This window comes from Clostridioides difficile ATCC 9689 = DSM 1296 (assembly GCF_001077535.1).
In the GTDB taxonomy this organism is placed as follows: domain Bacteria; phylum Bacillota; class Clostridia; order Peptostreptococcales; family Peptostreptococcaceae; genus Clostridioides; species Clostridioides difficile.
The window spans coordinates 3,899,805-3,915,761 of the sequence record NZ_CP011968.1 but is presented as its reverse complement, the minus strand read 5'-3'; the positions used below and the strand labels follow the sequence as shown (position 1 = coordinate 3,915,761).

The window sequence follows — 15,957 nt, the reverse complement described above, 5'->3', positions numbered from 1 at the left end:
GGAGATTTAAATGAATGATGTTTTTTTATATCCTTTGCAAAATTCAAAAGAGTATAAAGATATAATAAACTGTATAAAAAATACAAAAGGCTCATTATTGGTTAATGGACTTTTACCAGTACAAAAACCTCATATATCGTATTCTATATTTAATGATTTATCACGACAAATGATTTTTATAACGAGTAGTGATTTAGAAGCAAAGAAAGTATACGAAGATTTAAGTTTTTATATGGAAGATAAAGTTGAATATTTAGGTTTTCAAGATATTTATTTTTATCACTTGGATGCAAAGGACAGAAACGAAGAAGCAAAGAAATTAAAAGTATTGTTAAAACTAGCAAATAAAGAAAAAATCATTTTAGTAACTTCTATTGAAGCAGTTTTAAGAAAATACATACCAAAACAAGTTTTGCTCGATAGTGTATCTCATTATAAGGTGGGAGATAGCTTAGACTTAGAAAAGTTAACTGAGAAATTAGTTTCATTGGGATATGAAAGAGTTTCAAAAATAGAGGGGTTTGGTCAATTTAGTATAAGAGGTGGAATTATTGATGTATTTTCACTTGAATATACAAATCCAATTCGTATGGAATTATTTGATGATGAGATAGATTCCATACGAACTTTTGATGTATATTCACAAAAATCAATTGATAAATTGCAACAATTCTCTATAACTCCATCTAGGGAATTTATTTATCCCGAAAAAACTACAGATGCATTAGTTAAATTAAAAAAAGAAACAACTAAAAATACTGATGAAGGTACATTTCAAAATATAGATTATATATCAAGTAAGACTTATTTTGAAGGTGTAGAGAACTATATAGATTATATTTATCCAGAAGAAAACAAAAGTATATTTACTTATTTAGCAGATGATGCAATAGTATTTATCAATGATATAACGAGACTTAAAGAAAGATGCGAAAATTATATAAATGAGTTTAGAGAAAATTATAAATTAAATCTTGAAAGAGGTCTGGCTATTAAAAACCAAGGTAAATTGTTATATCACTATACAGATTTAGAGTACTTAGTAAAAGACAAGTCTGTGGTATTAAACTCATTATTGCCAAAGTCTATAAATAACTTTTCTATAAAATCTATAATAAATTTTGAAAGTAGAGAAGTTCCTACATTTAATGGAAAGGTAGATTTGCTTGTAGAAGAATTAAATCGGCTGAAATATAATGGATACAAAATAATTTTAGCAACAAATACATTAGAAAGAGCAAATAAATTAGGAAAAGATTTATTGGACAAAGGCTTAGAAACGACCATTTCTAAAGATAGAGATATTGAAATTAAATCTTCACAAGTTATAATTGTACCTGCACACATAAACAGTGGTTTTCAGTATAAATCTATAAAGTTTGTTGTTATAACAGATAACGAAATGATAGGTGTTTATAAAAGAGCGTCTAAGACTAGCAATAAAAAAGTTAAAAAGGGAAAGAAAATAGAATCCTTTTTAGATTTAAGTGTTGGAGACTATGTAGTCCATGAAAATAGTGGTGTAGGTAGATACACAGGGATTGAACAAATTACAGTCAATGCTATTAAAAAAGATTATATGAAAATAGTATATCAAGGTGGAGATAATCTATATGTGCCAATAGACCAGATGGACAAAGTACAAAAATATATTGGTGCAGAAGTAGAAAAAGTTAAGTTAAATAAGCTTGGAACAAATGAGTGGACGAAAGCAAAAGCAAAAGTTAAAAAAGAAATTGAAGATATGACAAAAGACTTGATTGAGCTTTATGCAAAACGTGAAAAAATACAAGGGTATAAGTTTTCAAAAGATACACCTTGGCAGGCAGAGTTTGAATCGTTGTTTCCATATCAAGAAACAGAAGACCAATTAAAGGCTATAGAAGAAACTAAAAAAGATATGGAATCAAGTAAGGTAATGGATAGGCTAGTATGTGGAGATGTTGGTTATGGAAAAACAGAGGTAGCTATTAGAAGTATTTTTAAAGCTTGTATGGACCAAAAACAAGTTGCTGTATTGGTTCCAACAACAATATTGGCCCAACAACATTATAATACATTCAAAGAGAGGTTTGAAAATTATCCTTTGAGAGTAGAAGTTTTAAGTAGGTTTAAAACACCAAAACAACAAAAACAGATTATTGAAGATGCTAAAAAAGGATTAGTAGATATTTTAATTGGAACACATAGAATAATATCCAAAGATATAAATTTACCAAACTTAGGTCTTGTAGTCATTGATGAAGAACAAAGATTTGGAGTAAAACATAAAGAAGCTTTAAAGAAAATTAAATCTACAGTAGATGTACTTACACTTTCAGCAACTCCTATACCAAGAACATTACATATGTCTTTAAGTGGAATAAGAGACATGAGTGTTATAGAAGAACCTCCACAAGAAAGACATCCTGTAATAACATATGTTACAGAGAGTAAGGAAAGCGTAATTCAAGATGAGATAGAGAGAGAATTAAGTAGAGGTGGACAGGTATTTTTTGTATACAATAGAGTTGAACACATTGAAGAAATGGCAAGTATGATTCAAAAACTCGTACCAGATGCTAGAGTGGCTGTTGCACATGGAAGAATGACTTCTAAATCATTAGAAAATATAATCCTAGGATTTTTAAATAAAGATTATGATGTACTAGTCTGTACTACAATAATTGAAACTGGTATGGACATATCAAATGCAAATACAATGATTATATATGATGCAGATAAAATGGGATTGGCTCAACTTTACCAATTGAGAGGTAGGGTTGGAAGAAGTTCAAGACAAGGATATGCATATCTTTTGTATGAAAAAGATAAAACTTTAAGTGAGATAGCGGAGAAGAGATTAAAAGCTATCAGAGAATTTACAGAGTTTGGTTCTGGTTTTAAAATAGCAATGAGAGACCTTGAAATAAGAGGAGCAGGAAATATTTTAGGTTCTCAACAACATGGTCATATGGCAGTTATAGGTTATGATTTGTACGTTAAAATGCTTAATGATGCAATTAAAAAAGTCAAAGGTGAACCTATTGTGGAGGAAATTGATGTTGAAATAGATTTAAGTGTAAATGCATACATTCCAGATAATTATATCAAAGATGAGTTGATTAAAATTGAAATGTATAAGAAAATAGCTTCTATTGAAAACAAAGAAGACATGTTGGATATACAAGAAGAACTTGAGGATAGATTCTCTGATATACCTAAACCAGTCCAGACACTTCTTACAATAGCTTATATAAAATCGTTATGTAAGATATTAAAAATAGAAAAGATAAGACAATTAAAAGATGAAATATTATTAGTTCCAATAACAAAGTATAGAACTAAACAGAAAATAGGTTATAATATAGTTACAGAATTAGAAGAATTATTAGAAAAGATGTGCAAGGTAAAATAACTTGTAAATTTAAGAAGGGATGTTTTAAATTTGAAAAAAGTAATAACATTGGTAATAGCTATGATTTTGGTAGTATCTGTGACTGCTTGCAGTTCTAGTAAAGGAGAAACTGTGGCAACAGTTGAAGGTACAAAGATATCATCAGATGAATTTAAAAAAACTATAGCTCTTTATAAAGATTCTATGGAACAAACTTATGGAAAAGATATATGGGATAAGGAAGTTGAAAAGGGTGTAAAATACAAGGACAAGTTTAAAGATTTAATTCTTGACCAACTTATAACTACAGAAGTAATATATTCTCAAGCTAAAAAAGATAACTTACTTCCTAAAAAAGAGGATGTTGAAAAAAGTTTTAAAGAATTAAAAGACGCTATGGGTAAAGATGAAAAATATAAAGAACAACTTAAGAAATTAGGTATAGATGATGAGTTTTTAAGAGACCAACAAGAGAAAGATTTAGCAATGCAAAACTATCAAAGTAACTTTGCTAAAAAGACTAAAATATCAGATGAAGAAATGAAAAAATACTATGATACACATAAAGATGAATTTAAAAAAGATGAGGTAGAAGCTTCTCATATTTTATTGAAAACAGTAGATGATAATAACAAGCCACTTTCAGATAAGGAAAAAGCTGAAGCTAAGAAAAAGGCTGAAGAGGCTCTTAAAGAAGTTAAATCAGGTGAGGATTTTGCAAAAGTAGCAAAAAAATATTCACAAGATACTTCAGCAAGTGATGGTGGTAAATTAGGATTCTTTTCAAGGGGTCAAATGGTTGCTGAATTTGAAGATGCTGCTTTTTCTATGAAAAAGGGTGAAGTATCTGATTTAGTTGAAACTCAATATGGATACCACATAATTAAAGTGACAGACAGAATAAATGAGCAAACATCATTTGAAGATGCTAAAGAAACTATAAAAGACCAACTGTTGAAAAATAAATATCAAGAACAAATAGAAAAATTAACTAAAGAAGCTAAGGTAGAAAAAGATGAAAAAGTAATAAATAAAATCACAATCTAAGACTTAAAAAAAGAGTAATATGCTTAAAAAAGCTATATCTGGATAAGATATAGCTTTTTTTGTATATTTTTCTTAACAATGGTAAAAATAAACTTAAAGTAATTTATGGAGGGATTAAAAAATATGAAAGCAACAGGTATAGTTAGAAGAATAGATGATCTTGGAAGGGTAGTTATCCCAAAAGAGATAAGAAAGACATTAAGAATTAGAGAAGGAGACCCTTTAGAGATATTCACAGCAAAAGATGGAGAAGTCATACTTAAAAAATACTCTCCAATAGGTGAATTAAATGAATTTTCGCAAGAATATGCTGAAACATTAGCTGAAGTACTAGGATATGGAGTGTTGATAACAGACTTAGATTCTATAATAGCTGTGTCTAAGCTTCCTAAAAAAGATTATAAAGAAAAAAGTATAAGTGATGAGTTAGAAGCAATAATAAGTGAAAGAACAGTAAAATATTCAAAAGATAAAAACATTTTACCATTATTCAAGGAAGACCAAAAAGAATATACTAGTCAAGTTATCATGCCTATAATTAGTGCATCTGGTGACTGTATAGGTTCAATTGTAGTTGTTTCAAAGGATAAAGATACAATTGCAGAAAGTGAAGAAAAATCTTTAAAAATTGCTGCTAACTTTTTAGGAAAACAAGTTCAATAATTTTATCATAAAGACCTTTTACATGAAGGTCTTTTGAAGTTTTTGTGTAAAATATTGAATATAGCATTAAAAATATGGTATATTAAAGTTTGTTATATAAACAGTATGGAGGTTATGTTATGAACAATAACAAAAATAAAGACTCCTTTCTAAAAGGAGCCCTTATACTTGGGCTAGCAGGTGTAATCGTAAAAATAATGGGTGGATTTTTTAGGATTCCCCTTGGAAACATGATTGGTTCAGAAGGAATGGGATACTATCAGGCTGCTTATCCTGTGTATACTCTATTTTTAACATTAGCTACTGCTGGATTTCCAACAGCTGTGGCAAAATTGGTTTCGGAAAAAGTTGCAATTGGAAATTTTAAAGGTGCAAATAAGATATTTAAGGTATCACATACAGTTTTATTCATTACCGGTATAATATCATTTTGTATATTATTTTTTGGAGCCGACTACATAGTAACAAACGTAATGAAAAATCCAGGTGCGTTATACTCTATGAAAGCCATTGCTCCAGCATTACTATTTGTTCCTGCAATGTCTGCATATAGAGGATATTTTCAAGGGAGACAAGATATGACTAAGATTGCTGTGTCTCAAGTTGCAGAGCAATTTTTTAGAGTTGTATTAGGTCTTACTTTGGCCTACTTGCTTATGAAGAGTCTAGGTCAGACTTTTGGTGCAGCAGGTGCTATATCAGGGGCTACAATAGGTTCAATAGCATCTATGCTTTATTTGGTGTTTGCTTATATGCTAGGGAGAAAAGAGCGTAGAGCAGAGATAGATGCAAGCCAAAGATTTAAAGATGAAAGAGTGTCTTATATTTTTAAAAAGCTTTTAACTGTTGCCATTCCTATAACAATAGGAGCATCAGTAATGCCACTTGTAAATATGATAGATAATGTTATTGTAATAAGAAGACTTATGGAAGCAGGCTTTACATACAAAGTGGCAAATTCAATGTTTGGTCAATTAACAGGTATGGCAATGGCCACAATAAATTTACCAGCAGTCATAACAACTGCAATGAGTATGAGCTTAGTTCCAGCAATTTCTAAAGCATATGCATTAGGAAATAAGTCAAAAGCTAGAAAAGATACTAAGAGTGCAGTTAAGGTAACTTTACTTATAGTATTGCCTTGTGCGTTTGGTATGGCTTCTTTAGCAATACCAATAATGGGTCTTTTATTTCCACATGAACCATCTTCTGTAGGAACTATTTTGTTTACTCTTACTCCATGTGTATTATTTTTAGGATTAATACAGACATTGACTGGTATAATTCAGGGAATGGGAAAACCAATAGTACCTGTAATTGCTTTATGTGTTGGTATGCTATGTAAAATTGTAATAAGTTATACTTTAACAGGTATACCAGATATTAATGTACTGGGTTCAGCATTTGGTACAGTTACAGCATACTTTGTGGCAGCCATGATTAACTTACTATATGTTAAAAAACACATGAATGTAAACTTTTCTAAAAAAGAATTTATAATAAAGCCATTTATAACAGTTATGACAATGTTTATAATGGTTAAGTTGAGTTATGGTGCTTTAGTTGGATTCTTAGGAAACAGCATATCTACAATAATTGCAATATGTGTTGGTGGAATTGTATATGTAGTAGTAATACTTGGAATAGGTGGAATTAAAAAAGAAGAGATTCTAACTATGCCAAAAGGTGATAAATTATATAAATTGTTAAAAAAAGTTAAACTTATAAGATAATATAGGAATATATATGCAAATAAAGGAAATACTATACAAATAGTAAATCTCCTTATTTGTATAATAATATAAAAATAAAGTGAAATTTGCTAATAGGAGTGATGTTATGGGTAAGATAAGTATTGTAGGTCTTGGACCAGGAGACTATTCTCTTATAAGCCAAGGTGTGTTAGAATCTTTAATAAATAGCCCTAAAGTTTTTTTTAGAACAGAGAAACATCCAATAATTGATAAACTTAAAGAAACTATACAATACACTTCTTTAGACTACTTTTATGAAAAAGAGGAAAATTTTGATAATGTTTATTTGAAAATATCTGAATTTATCATAGAAGAATCAGCAAAGGGTGACCTAGTGTATGCTGTTCCTGGTCATCCAAGAGTTGCAGAGAAGACTGTAAGTATAATAGAGAGATTAGCCAATGAAAAGCACATAGCAGTAGAAATATTGCCTTCTATGAGCTTTGTAGACGCTATGTTTAACTATTTGGCTATAGACCCATCTGAGGGATTTAAACTGGTAGATGCTTTTGAAATAGAAAATTCATATATAGACTTGGATACAAGCATGATAATAACTCAGGTATATGATAAATTTATAGCATCTAATGTAAAGTTAAAACTTATGGAACATTATGACTATAATCAAGAAGTATGTATAGTAAATGGAGCAGGTGTCAAAGATTTAGAAAGTAAAAAGTTTATAAAGCTTTGTGAATTAGACAGAAATGAAAACTTTTTTGACTATTTAACTAGCTTATATATACCCAAAAGTTCTAAAAAGATGTATAATACAGTACATGACTTAGAAATAATAGTTAATACACTTAGAAGTCCATCTGGATGTGAATGGGATAAAAAACAAACACATCAATCATTAAAAAATTCTGTTATAGAGGAAGCATATGAACTTTGTAATGCAATTGATAATAATGATATAGATGAAATGGTAGAAGAGTTAGGTGATGTTCTTTTACAGGTTATATTCCATTGTCAGATAGGAAATGAGGAGGGCTACTTTGATTTAAAAGAAGTAGTAAATGGCATATGTAAAAAATTAATTCATAGACATCCTCATATATTTAGTGGTGCAAAATTAGATATGTCTAAGTTTGAGAAAACTTGGGAAGAATTAAAGAAAGAAGAGAAAGGCGAAAGTACTATAACAGATGGCCTTAGAAGGATACCAAAACATTTACCAGCTCTTATGAAGGCTAGTAAAGTTCAACATAAAGCAGCACTTGTCGGCTTTGATTGGGACAATGTAGAAGATGTATTTAAAAAAATTGAAGAAGAATATCAGGAATTACTTGACGAACACAGGGTCGGGAATATAAAATACATAAAGGAAGAGCTAGGCGATTTATTATTTTCGATAGTAAATCTAGCTAGATTTTTAGACATAGACTCAGGAGAAGCCTTGAACTGTACTACAGAAAAATTCATAAATAGATTTGACTTTATAGAAAAAAGTGCAATGAACTTGAATAAAAAATTAGAAGACATGACACTTGAAGAGATGGATGAGTTTTGGAATCAGGCTAAAAAACAATAAAATTGTGGAAGGAAATTTGTCAAAAATCTAGAACTTTTATCACAAAGATAGAAGTCTATATTATAAACATTTTTAGGAGGTAAATATCGTGAATAAAGCTGAATTAGTATCAAAGATGGCAGAAAAAAGTGGATTAACAAAGAAGGAAGCAGAAGCTGCGTTAAACGCATTTATGAGTTCTGTTCAAGATGCACTAGTAAATAATGAAAAAGTTCAATTAGTTGGATTTGGAACATTTGAGACAAGAGAAAGAGCTGCTAGACAAGGAAGAAATCCAAGAGATCCAGAGCAAGTTATAGATATACCAGCTTCTAAAGCACCAGTTTTCAAAGCTGGAAAAGGATTAAAGGATATAATAAATGGATAATTAGAAATCTTGTGAAAAAGTGTGGATAAATTTGCCACACTTTTTCTATAGAACCAAGGAAGGTGATAATTATGAGATTAGATAAATTTTTAAAAGTATCTAGGATTATAAAAAGAAGAACTGTTGCTAAAGATGCATGTGATAAAGGGATTGTCACTATAAATGGAAAAGTTGCTAAATCTTCTTCAGAGGTGAATATTGGAGATACATTAGAAATACAATTTGGAGAGAAGAAGATGAAGTTTAAGATAAATGAAGTAAAAGAGCATGTATTAAAAAATGATGCAAAAGAAATGTACGAAATTTTAGAATAAAATTAATAGTCCTCTAGTATATTAATAGTAGTATTATTGAAATATTTACTGGGGGGATATTATGGAACAGAACATAACTTTGAAAGATAGATCAAAGCTGGTTATTTCGGGAGTCGAGCACATATACTCTTTTAATGACAAAAGAGTAGAGCTCAAAACTTCTGTAGGCGAGATGGTAATTGAAGGCGAAAACCTAGATATGAGCAAGCTAAGTATAGACGAAAATATAATTAGCATAGATGGAACTATAAATTCTATGGTATATGCAAAGCCTAAAAAGCCACAAGAGAGTTTCTTGAAAAAGGTATTTAGATAGATGATACCTTTTACTCAAGATGTAAGCATTTTTTATGCTACTATTTATGGTGGAATACTCATAGGGGTGTTGTTTGATTTTTATAGAGGGCTAAGAGGGAATTTTAAATTCATCAATTATTTTGCTATAATCTTTGATGTATTGTTTTGGTTTCTAGCTACGGTTATAATATTCGTAACAATAAACCTTACAGAATTTTTTGATTTAAGATATTATCATTTTGTGGCTTTGTTTATTGGTTTTATTTTATACTATAACACCATAAGTAAAATTGTTTTATCAATTATCAATAAAATAATTCGTTTTGTGAGAAATTCTTTTAAAAAAGTTACACATTACATAGTCAGTTTTTTAAATAATTTGTATTACGTTATAATCTATTCACTACACCTACTATTTGATATTATATTTTATATACCAAACATATTTATAGCAACAAGAAAAAGTATAAAAAGAAAATCAAATAAAAAATTAAAGAACAAGAAAAAATCAAAACCTAAGAAGAAAAAAAATAAAACTAAAAAAAGGGTGTAGGAAAAATGAACTTAAGAAAAAAATTTTCAGGACAGATTATTGTTATCAGTTTATTTTTAGGAATATCAATTTTTAGTATGATGACAGGATTTGTATTTGAGTATACAAAAGCTAAGGAATATAAAAAAGAAATAGCAAGTCTAAATAAACAATTAAAAAAGACTGAAATACAAATAAACAGCTTAAAGAAAGATGAAAAATCATATGAAGGAGACTTAGAGGATATAGCAAGAAAAAGATTGAATATGGTAAAACCAAATGAAACAGTTTATGTAGACATAAATCGTTGATTAAAACTTGCTAATAAGTTTACAGATGTATTGATTTTAAAATTTAAGATTTAATAAAAAAGTCATTCAGTTAAGGATGGCTTTTTGTTTTTATTGAGGAGGGAATTTCATAATGAAAGTAGGAGCTATAGATATTGGGACAAACTCAATGAGATTATTGATAGCAGATTATAGAGATGGGAATTTTATAAACAGAAAAAAATTTGTTAATACAACTAGAATTGGTTATGGTGTGGATAGTAAAGGATATATAAAAGAAGATGCTATCAAAAGAAATATAAAAGCATTAAAAGAATTTTCTGATAAGTGTAATGATGAAAAGTGTGAAAAAATTTATTGTATGGGGACATCTGCTCTTAGAGACAGTAAAAATGGAGATTACTTTGTTAAATTAGCTAAAGAAGAAACTGGAATAGATGTTGATATAGTTACGGGAATAGAAGAATCAAATTTGGGCTTTAAGGGTGTTTTAGAAGGAATACAAGGTGATGATACTATTATTGTTATAGATATTGGAGGAGGTTCAACAGAATTTATTGTAGGTGATTCAGAAGGAATTATATTTAATAAAAGTGAGAATGTAGGTGCTCTTAGGATGACAGAGAGGTTTTTGAAGCACGATATTATTGAAGATGAAGAGTTTGAAGCTATGAGTTCATTTATATATGGTGAGATTGATAAAACGTTAAATCATATAAAAGACAGAGGATTAAAAACTCTTATAGGTATAGGAGGTACGATTACATCATTATCAGCAATGAATCAAGAATTAGAGATTTACTCTATGGAAAAAATACATAATAGTAAAATACACAAAAAAGAAATAGAAGAAATTCTACAAAAATTAATAAAGATGACATTAAGTGATAAAAAGAACTTAAAAGGGCTACAAGAAAAACGTGCGGATATTATAACTGCTGGTGTAAAAATATTGAATATAATAATGGAAAAATTAGAAATAGAAGAAATAACCGTAAGTGAATACGATAATTTGGAAGGCTTAATATGTCAAAAGTCAAAAAAAATGTATTAATATTTTTTGATTTTTAAAACCGATTATGACAAAAAAAATTACTCCTCTTTGTTACAATTCTTAATATAAACAAAAGAGGAGGTTTTTTTATGCAAAGAAGTGTAGCAGTTGTGAAGAATAAGACTGTAAAACCAAATGTCATAAAATTAATAAGCGGATATATTGATTTTACTACGGCGGCATTCGCTGTGATGGGATTTTTACTTAGTAGGTCTATTATAGTAGACTCTGTAGCTCCTTTAGGAATTGCCTTTTTTATATGTGCATCAAAGATTGATAAGTACAAGATACCTGTATTCATATCAACATTATTAGGAATATTGTTATCATCTAATGATTTTGGAAATGTAGCAAAATATGCTGTGTGCCTTACAATATTTATGGCTATGAATAAAAAATTAAAATTATCAGATTCAATTGCTAAGGTTGCATTTATAGGTGCAATAATACTACTTCCAATCTCCATGGGACAAGCTTTCTTTTCAAATAGGTATGTATATGGTCTTCTTATAGCAGGAGTAGAAGCAATAATAATGTTTATATCTATATATGTGTTTTCTTATGGGATAGGTTTAATGGCCAATGTCAACAATAGGATGTCTGTACGGACAGAAGAAGCCATATCAATAAGTTTACTGCTAACCTTTAGCATAATGGGAATAGGAGATATATCTCTGTTTGGAATATCAATAAGGACCATTTTATCGACCGTATTGATATTGCTGACCTCAATAGTAGGTGGAGCTACCATGGGAGCATCTAGTGGTGTAATTATTGGTGTAGCATCCATTTTAAATAATATGACATCAGCTGTTTATATGGGGATATATTCTTTTTCAGGATTAATAAGTGGAGCATTTAATAAAATAAATAAATATTTCTGTATACTAGGATATATTCTAAGTTGGACAATAATATACCTATATACTTCTGGTATTACTTCTAATATGATGCAATTAAGAGATATACTATTAGGTTGTTTGATAGTACTAGTATTGCCAGAGCGATTATTTAATAAGATTGAAAAATTAATAAAAAGTAATGTGGCTTCAAATGAAATCGTATACGATTATATTATGAGAAGCAAAAACCTAACTAATAGCAGATTGAACAGTATTTATAAAACTTATGATGACCTTGCAGATACATTTGATAAGATAAGAGAAAAAGACAAAGTGCTAGACCAAAGAGACATAGCTAATGTAATAGATATGATTCATAATGATGAATGTAAAAGTTGTAGTATGAGAAGAATGTGCTGGGAGTCAAGATTTAATCATACATACACTATGATATATAACATTCTTGAAAAAATTGAGGAGAAAGGGGAGTTAAGTCTAAACGATATACCTAAAAATTTTAGAAAGGAATGTATGAAACCAGAGTCAATAGTGAAAATATCAAATCACTATTACAAAATGTTTGTATTAGATTATGATTGGAGTGTGAAGTTTTCAGAAAGTAGAAAGTTAATAGCAAATCAGATAAGAAGTATTTCAAAATCCATTAAATCCTTATCTCAAGATTTAGAAGGCGACATAATGCTAGATATAGAAAAGGAAAAAAATATATATGAACAGTTAGAAAGATATGATATAACAGTTGATAAAGTAAGTTACTTAACAAAAAGTAACAGTGAGTTTGAAATATCAATAGAAAAGAAAACTTGCCATGATGGATGTATGTGTGAAGATAAAATTGTAAATATAATTTCAGACCTAGTAGGTGAAAATATGTCTGTTAGAAAAATAGGATGTCACTGTTTAGGAGGTAAATGCAAGGCAACATTCGTTAAATCTCAAAAATATAAGGCTGTTACAGAAGTTTCAGCAATGTCAAGGGATGGGCATATCCTTTGTGGAGACAATTACACATACATGGAGATAAATGATGGTAAATACATGATGGCTATAAGTGATGGTATGGGAAAGGGTAAAAAAGCATATGAAGAATCTTCTGCCACTATTGATATACTGGAAAAAATGATAGATGCAAAAATTAAAGATGAGATAGTCATTGATACTATAAACAATATGTTGTTGTTAAAATCTTCAGAAGAGATGTTTTCAACTCTGGATTTGGGAATTTTAGATTTAAAACGAGGTTGTTTAGAAACTATAAAGATGGGAGCGTGTTCTACTTATATAAAAAGAGAGGATGGAGAAGTTGACTTAATATCATCATCATCATTACCTGTGGGTATATTATCAGATGTAAAAATTGATAGAAAAAATGTAAAAGTTAAGGAAGGAGACTATGTTATAATGGTTTCTGATGGAATTGTAGATGCAGGAAGAAATAACAATTTAGGAGACAATTGGTTAATATACTTCTTAAAGAATATAGAGACTACAAATCCAAAGGAAATTTCAAATTTAATATTGGATAGAGCATTAGAGTTACAAGCGTTACAAATCGAAGATGACATGACTGTTTTAGTTACGAAAATATGTACAAAATAAGGTTTACAAGATTATGTGTATAAGATGTGGATAACTTGTGTATAATATGTTAATAGACTTTTGAAAAAAGTATAGTTATTAACAAAAATAACATATAAATCAACAAAATTTGTTGATAAGTATGGCAGAAATGTTAATAAAATGTAAAAAAAGAAAAAACAAAAGCTATTATCAAAAGAGATTCATGTTGAAATAACTAAATTTCTAAGTAAAGAAAACCTGTGAATATGTTGATTATTATGTGGATAACTATTAATTCGATATTTATTTATATAGTATGAATAATTGAATAATATATCTAAAAAAAGCCATCCTATTATTAAGTAAACTTATTGAAAGGATGGCTTTTTATGAATAGAAAATTGTGCAAAGCAATAATACCTTTATTTATTTCTATTTTTTGCATGTTAATAATAAGTATAAAAGCTGACCAAGGATATCAAAAGAATAATGACAGAGCAATTACTGTCATGAATAATAATGATACTGAAGATGATGCTGAAAAAAAACAAGAAATAGACTATGAAAAAACATGTTGGAATTTGCAATCTTTGTTTAAAAGTGATGACCAATGGAAAAAAGAACTTAAGAGTTTTGATAAAGATACTAAAGAGTTGAAAAATTACATAGGTAAAGTAACAAAATCGCCAACACATTTGTCTTTTGCCTTGAACATTAAAGAAAAACTTGATATAAGACTAAATAAACTTTCTGCCTATGTAAAATTAAAACAAGATACTAATAAAAATTCGTATAAGTACTTAGATATGAATGATAGTATGAGTAAATCCTATGGGAATTATATGGGGATTTGTTCAGATTTAGAGTTAGAAATACTAAAATTATCAAACAAAGATTACAAGAAAATTATTTCAAATAAAAATATAAATAGGAAATATGGTGCATATTTAAGAGATATAAGAAGGAATAAAGTACATTATTTGGATGATAAATCAGAAGATATTCTAAGCAAAGTATCTTCAATAAGTAGTCTTCCAAGCCAAGTATATGAATTATTTAGAAATATGGATAGAAAAACTAATTTGACACCAGCTCAATATGCGAGTGAATTAGAGTCATCAGATAGAGAAAATAGAAAAAAAGCTTATCAAGATGAACTTATAACTTACAATGATAATATAAATACAATTGCAGGTTTAATTACTGGTCAAGTTAAAAAGAATATTTTTTATTCTCAGGAAAGAGGTTATGAGTCTTCTTTAGAAATGTACCTGGAATCTGATAATGTAGATGAAAAAGTATACAATAATTTGATAAGGACTGTAAATAGTAATATGGACAGTCTACACAAATATATAGATTTAAGAAAAAAAGTATTAAAATTAGATAAGGTTCATTCATATGATATGTTTGTGCCTATGGTTAAGGCTGTTGACAATAATATTAATTATGAAAAGGCACAAAGTATAGTATATTCAGCGTTGTCACCTTTAGGAAAAGAATACAATGATGTAGTATATAAAGCTTTCAATGAAAAATGGATAGATGTTTATTCACATGAAAATAAAGTAAGTGGTGGATACTGCTTATCTGTTTATGAAAATCATCCATATATACTTTTAAATTATAATAATTCATTAGGTTCAGTTTCGACCTTATCACATGAGCTTGGACATGCTGTATATGAATATTTAAGTTCTAAGAATCAGAATTATTTTAATTCAAATCCGTCTATATTTACTCACGAAGTTGCATCTACAACGAATGAAGCATTACTTTACGAGATGCTTATAAAAGAAGCTAAAGGCAATGATGAAAAAGCTTATTATATAACACAGTATTTAGACTTGATAAAAGATACTCTTTATACACAAACTATGTATGCTGAATTTGAAAAAACTATACACGAGTTAGTAGAAAAAGGAAAAAGTGTAAACGCATTAGTATTAAATGATGTTTGGGGACAACTTCTTAAAAAATATTATGGACAAAGCTATGAATTAGACCAATTATCTAAGGTCGGATGGGCTAGAATCCCACATTTTTATAATAGTTTCTATGTCTATAAATATGCTACAGGTTGTAGTGCAGGAGTAAGTTTTGCCCAAGACATCCTAAAGAATGGTTCAGATAACTATATGAGCTTTCTTAAAAAGGGAAGTTCAGATTATCCAATAAACTTGTTAAAATCAAGTGGCATAAATTTAACTAATACAAAACCCATAGAAAATACAATCAAAAAATTTGATAGTTTAGTAGCAGAACTTGAAAAGCTATTATAAACATTATTGTAATCCACATGGTAA

At 28.8% G+C, this 15,957-nt stretch carries 13 protein-coding genes; all 13 read left to right on the top strand.

Annotated elements, in window-relative coordinates:
- Positions 1–10 precede the first annotated feature (10 nt).
- The 13 genes from mfd (at position 11) to pepF (ending at position 15,933) form a co-directional block, all read left to right on the top strand.
- Entirely contained in the window at positions 11–3,397 is a 3,387-nt protein-coding gene (mfd, locus tag CDIF1296T_RS18170) for a transcription-repair coupling factor (protein ID WP_003425912.1), read from the top strand.
- Positions 3,398–3,427: 30 nt separating this feature from the next.
- Positions 3,428–4,423, top strand: a complete 996-nt coding sequence (locus tag CDIF1296T_RS18165) for a peptidylprolyl isomerase (RefSeq protein WP_009892066.1) — start codon at positions 3,428–3,430, stop codon at positions 4,421–4,423.
- A gap of 123 nt (positions 4,424–4,546) precedes the next feature.
- A complete protein-coding gene (spoVT, locus tag CDIF1296T_RS18160; RefSeq protein ID WP_009892063.1) occupies positions 4,547–5,086 on the top strand; it encodes a stage V sporulation protein T in 540 nt (179 codons plus the stop codon).
- Between the two features lie 119 nt (positions 5,087–5,205).
- Positions 5,206–6,819, top strand: a complete 1,614-nt coding sequence (locus CDIF1296T_RS18155) for a putative polysaccharide biosynthesis protein (RefSeq protein WP_003425909.1) — start codon at positions 5,206–5,208, stop codon at positions 6,817–6,819.
- A 106-nt stretch (positions 6,820–6,925) separates the two neighbouring features.
- Positions 6,926–8,374 (top strand): bifunctional methyltransferase/pyrophosphohydrolase YabN, encoded by a 1,449-nt coding sequence (gene yabN, locus CDIF1296T_RS18150; RefSeq protein ID WP_009894031.1) that lies wholly within the window; start codon positions 6,926–6,928, stop codon positions 8,372–8,374.
- A gap of 88 nt (positions 8,375–8,462) precedes the next feature.
- A complete protein-coding gene (locus CDIF1296T_RS18145) occupies positions 8,463–8,741 on the top strand; it encodes an HU family DNA-binding protein (RefSeq protein ID WP_003421415.1) in 279 nt (92 codons plus the stop codon).
- A 71-nt stretch (positions 8,742–8,812) separates the two neighbouring features.
- The gene (locus tag CDIF1296T_RS18140) at positions 8,813–9,055 is read left to right on the top strand and encodes an RNA-binding S4 domain-containing protein (protein WP_003421412.1); all 243 of its coding nucleotides are present in this window, start codon (positions 8,813–8,815) and stop codon (positions 9,053–9,055) included.
- 61 nt (positions 9,056–9,116) lie between these two features.
- Positions 9,117–9,371, top strand: coding sequence for a YabP/YqfC family sporulation protein (locus tag CDIF1296T_RS18135; protein WP_003421411.1), 255 nt, complete (start codon positions 9,117–9,119; stop codon positions 9,369–9,371).
- The gene (gene yabQ / locus CDIF1296T_RS20130; protein ID WP_003425904.1) at positions 9,372–9,905 is read left to right on the top strand and encodes a spore cortex biosynthesis protein YabQ; all 534 of its coding nucleotides are present in this window, start codon (positions 9,372–9,374) and stop codon (positions 9,903–9,905) included.
- Positions 9,906–9,910: 5 nt separating this feature from the next.
- Positions 9,911–10,195 carry an FtsB family cell division protein gene (locus CDIF1296T_RS18125; protein ID WP_003437861.1) on the top strand — a complete coding sequence of 95 codons (285 nt, stop codon included), beginning with the start codon at positions 9,911–9,913 and terminating at the stop codon, positions 10,193–10,195.
- Positions 10,196–10,307: 112 nt separating this feature from the next.
- Positions 10,308–11,228 (top strand): Ppx/GppA phosphatase family protein, encoded by a 921-nt coding sequence (locus tag CDIF1296T_RS18120; protein WP_009898721.1) that lies wholly within the window; start codon positions 10,308–10,310, stop codon positions 11,226–11,228.
- An 89-nt stretch (positions 11,229–11,317) separates the two neighbouring features.
- Positions 11,318–13,690 (top strand): stage II sporulation protein E, encoded by a 2,373-nt coding sequence (gene spoIIE, locus CDIF1296T_RS18115; protein ID WP_009898719.1) that lies wholly within the window; start codon positions 11,318–11,320, stop codon positions 13,688–13,690.
- Between the two features lie 350 nt (positions 13,691–14,040).
- Positions 14,041–15,933, top strand: a complete 1,893-nt coding sequence (pepF, locus tag CDIF1296T_RS18110; protein WP_009898717.1) for an oligoendopeptidase F — start codon at positions 14,041–14,043, stop codon at positions 15,931–15,933.
- Positions 15,934–15,957 lie beyond the last annotated feature (24 nt).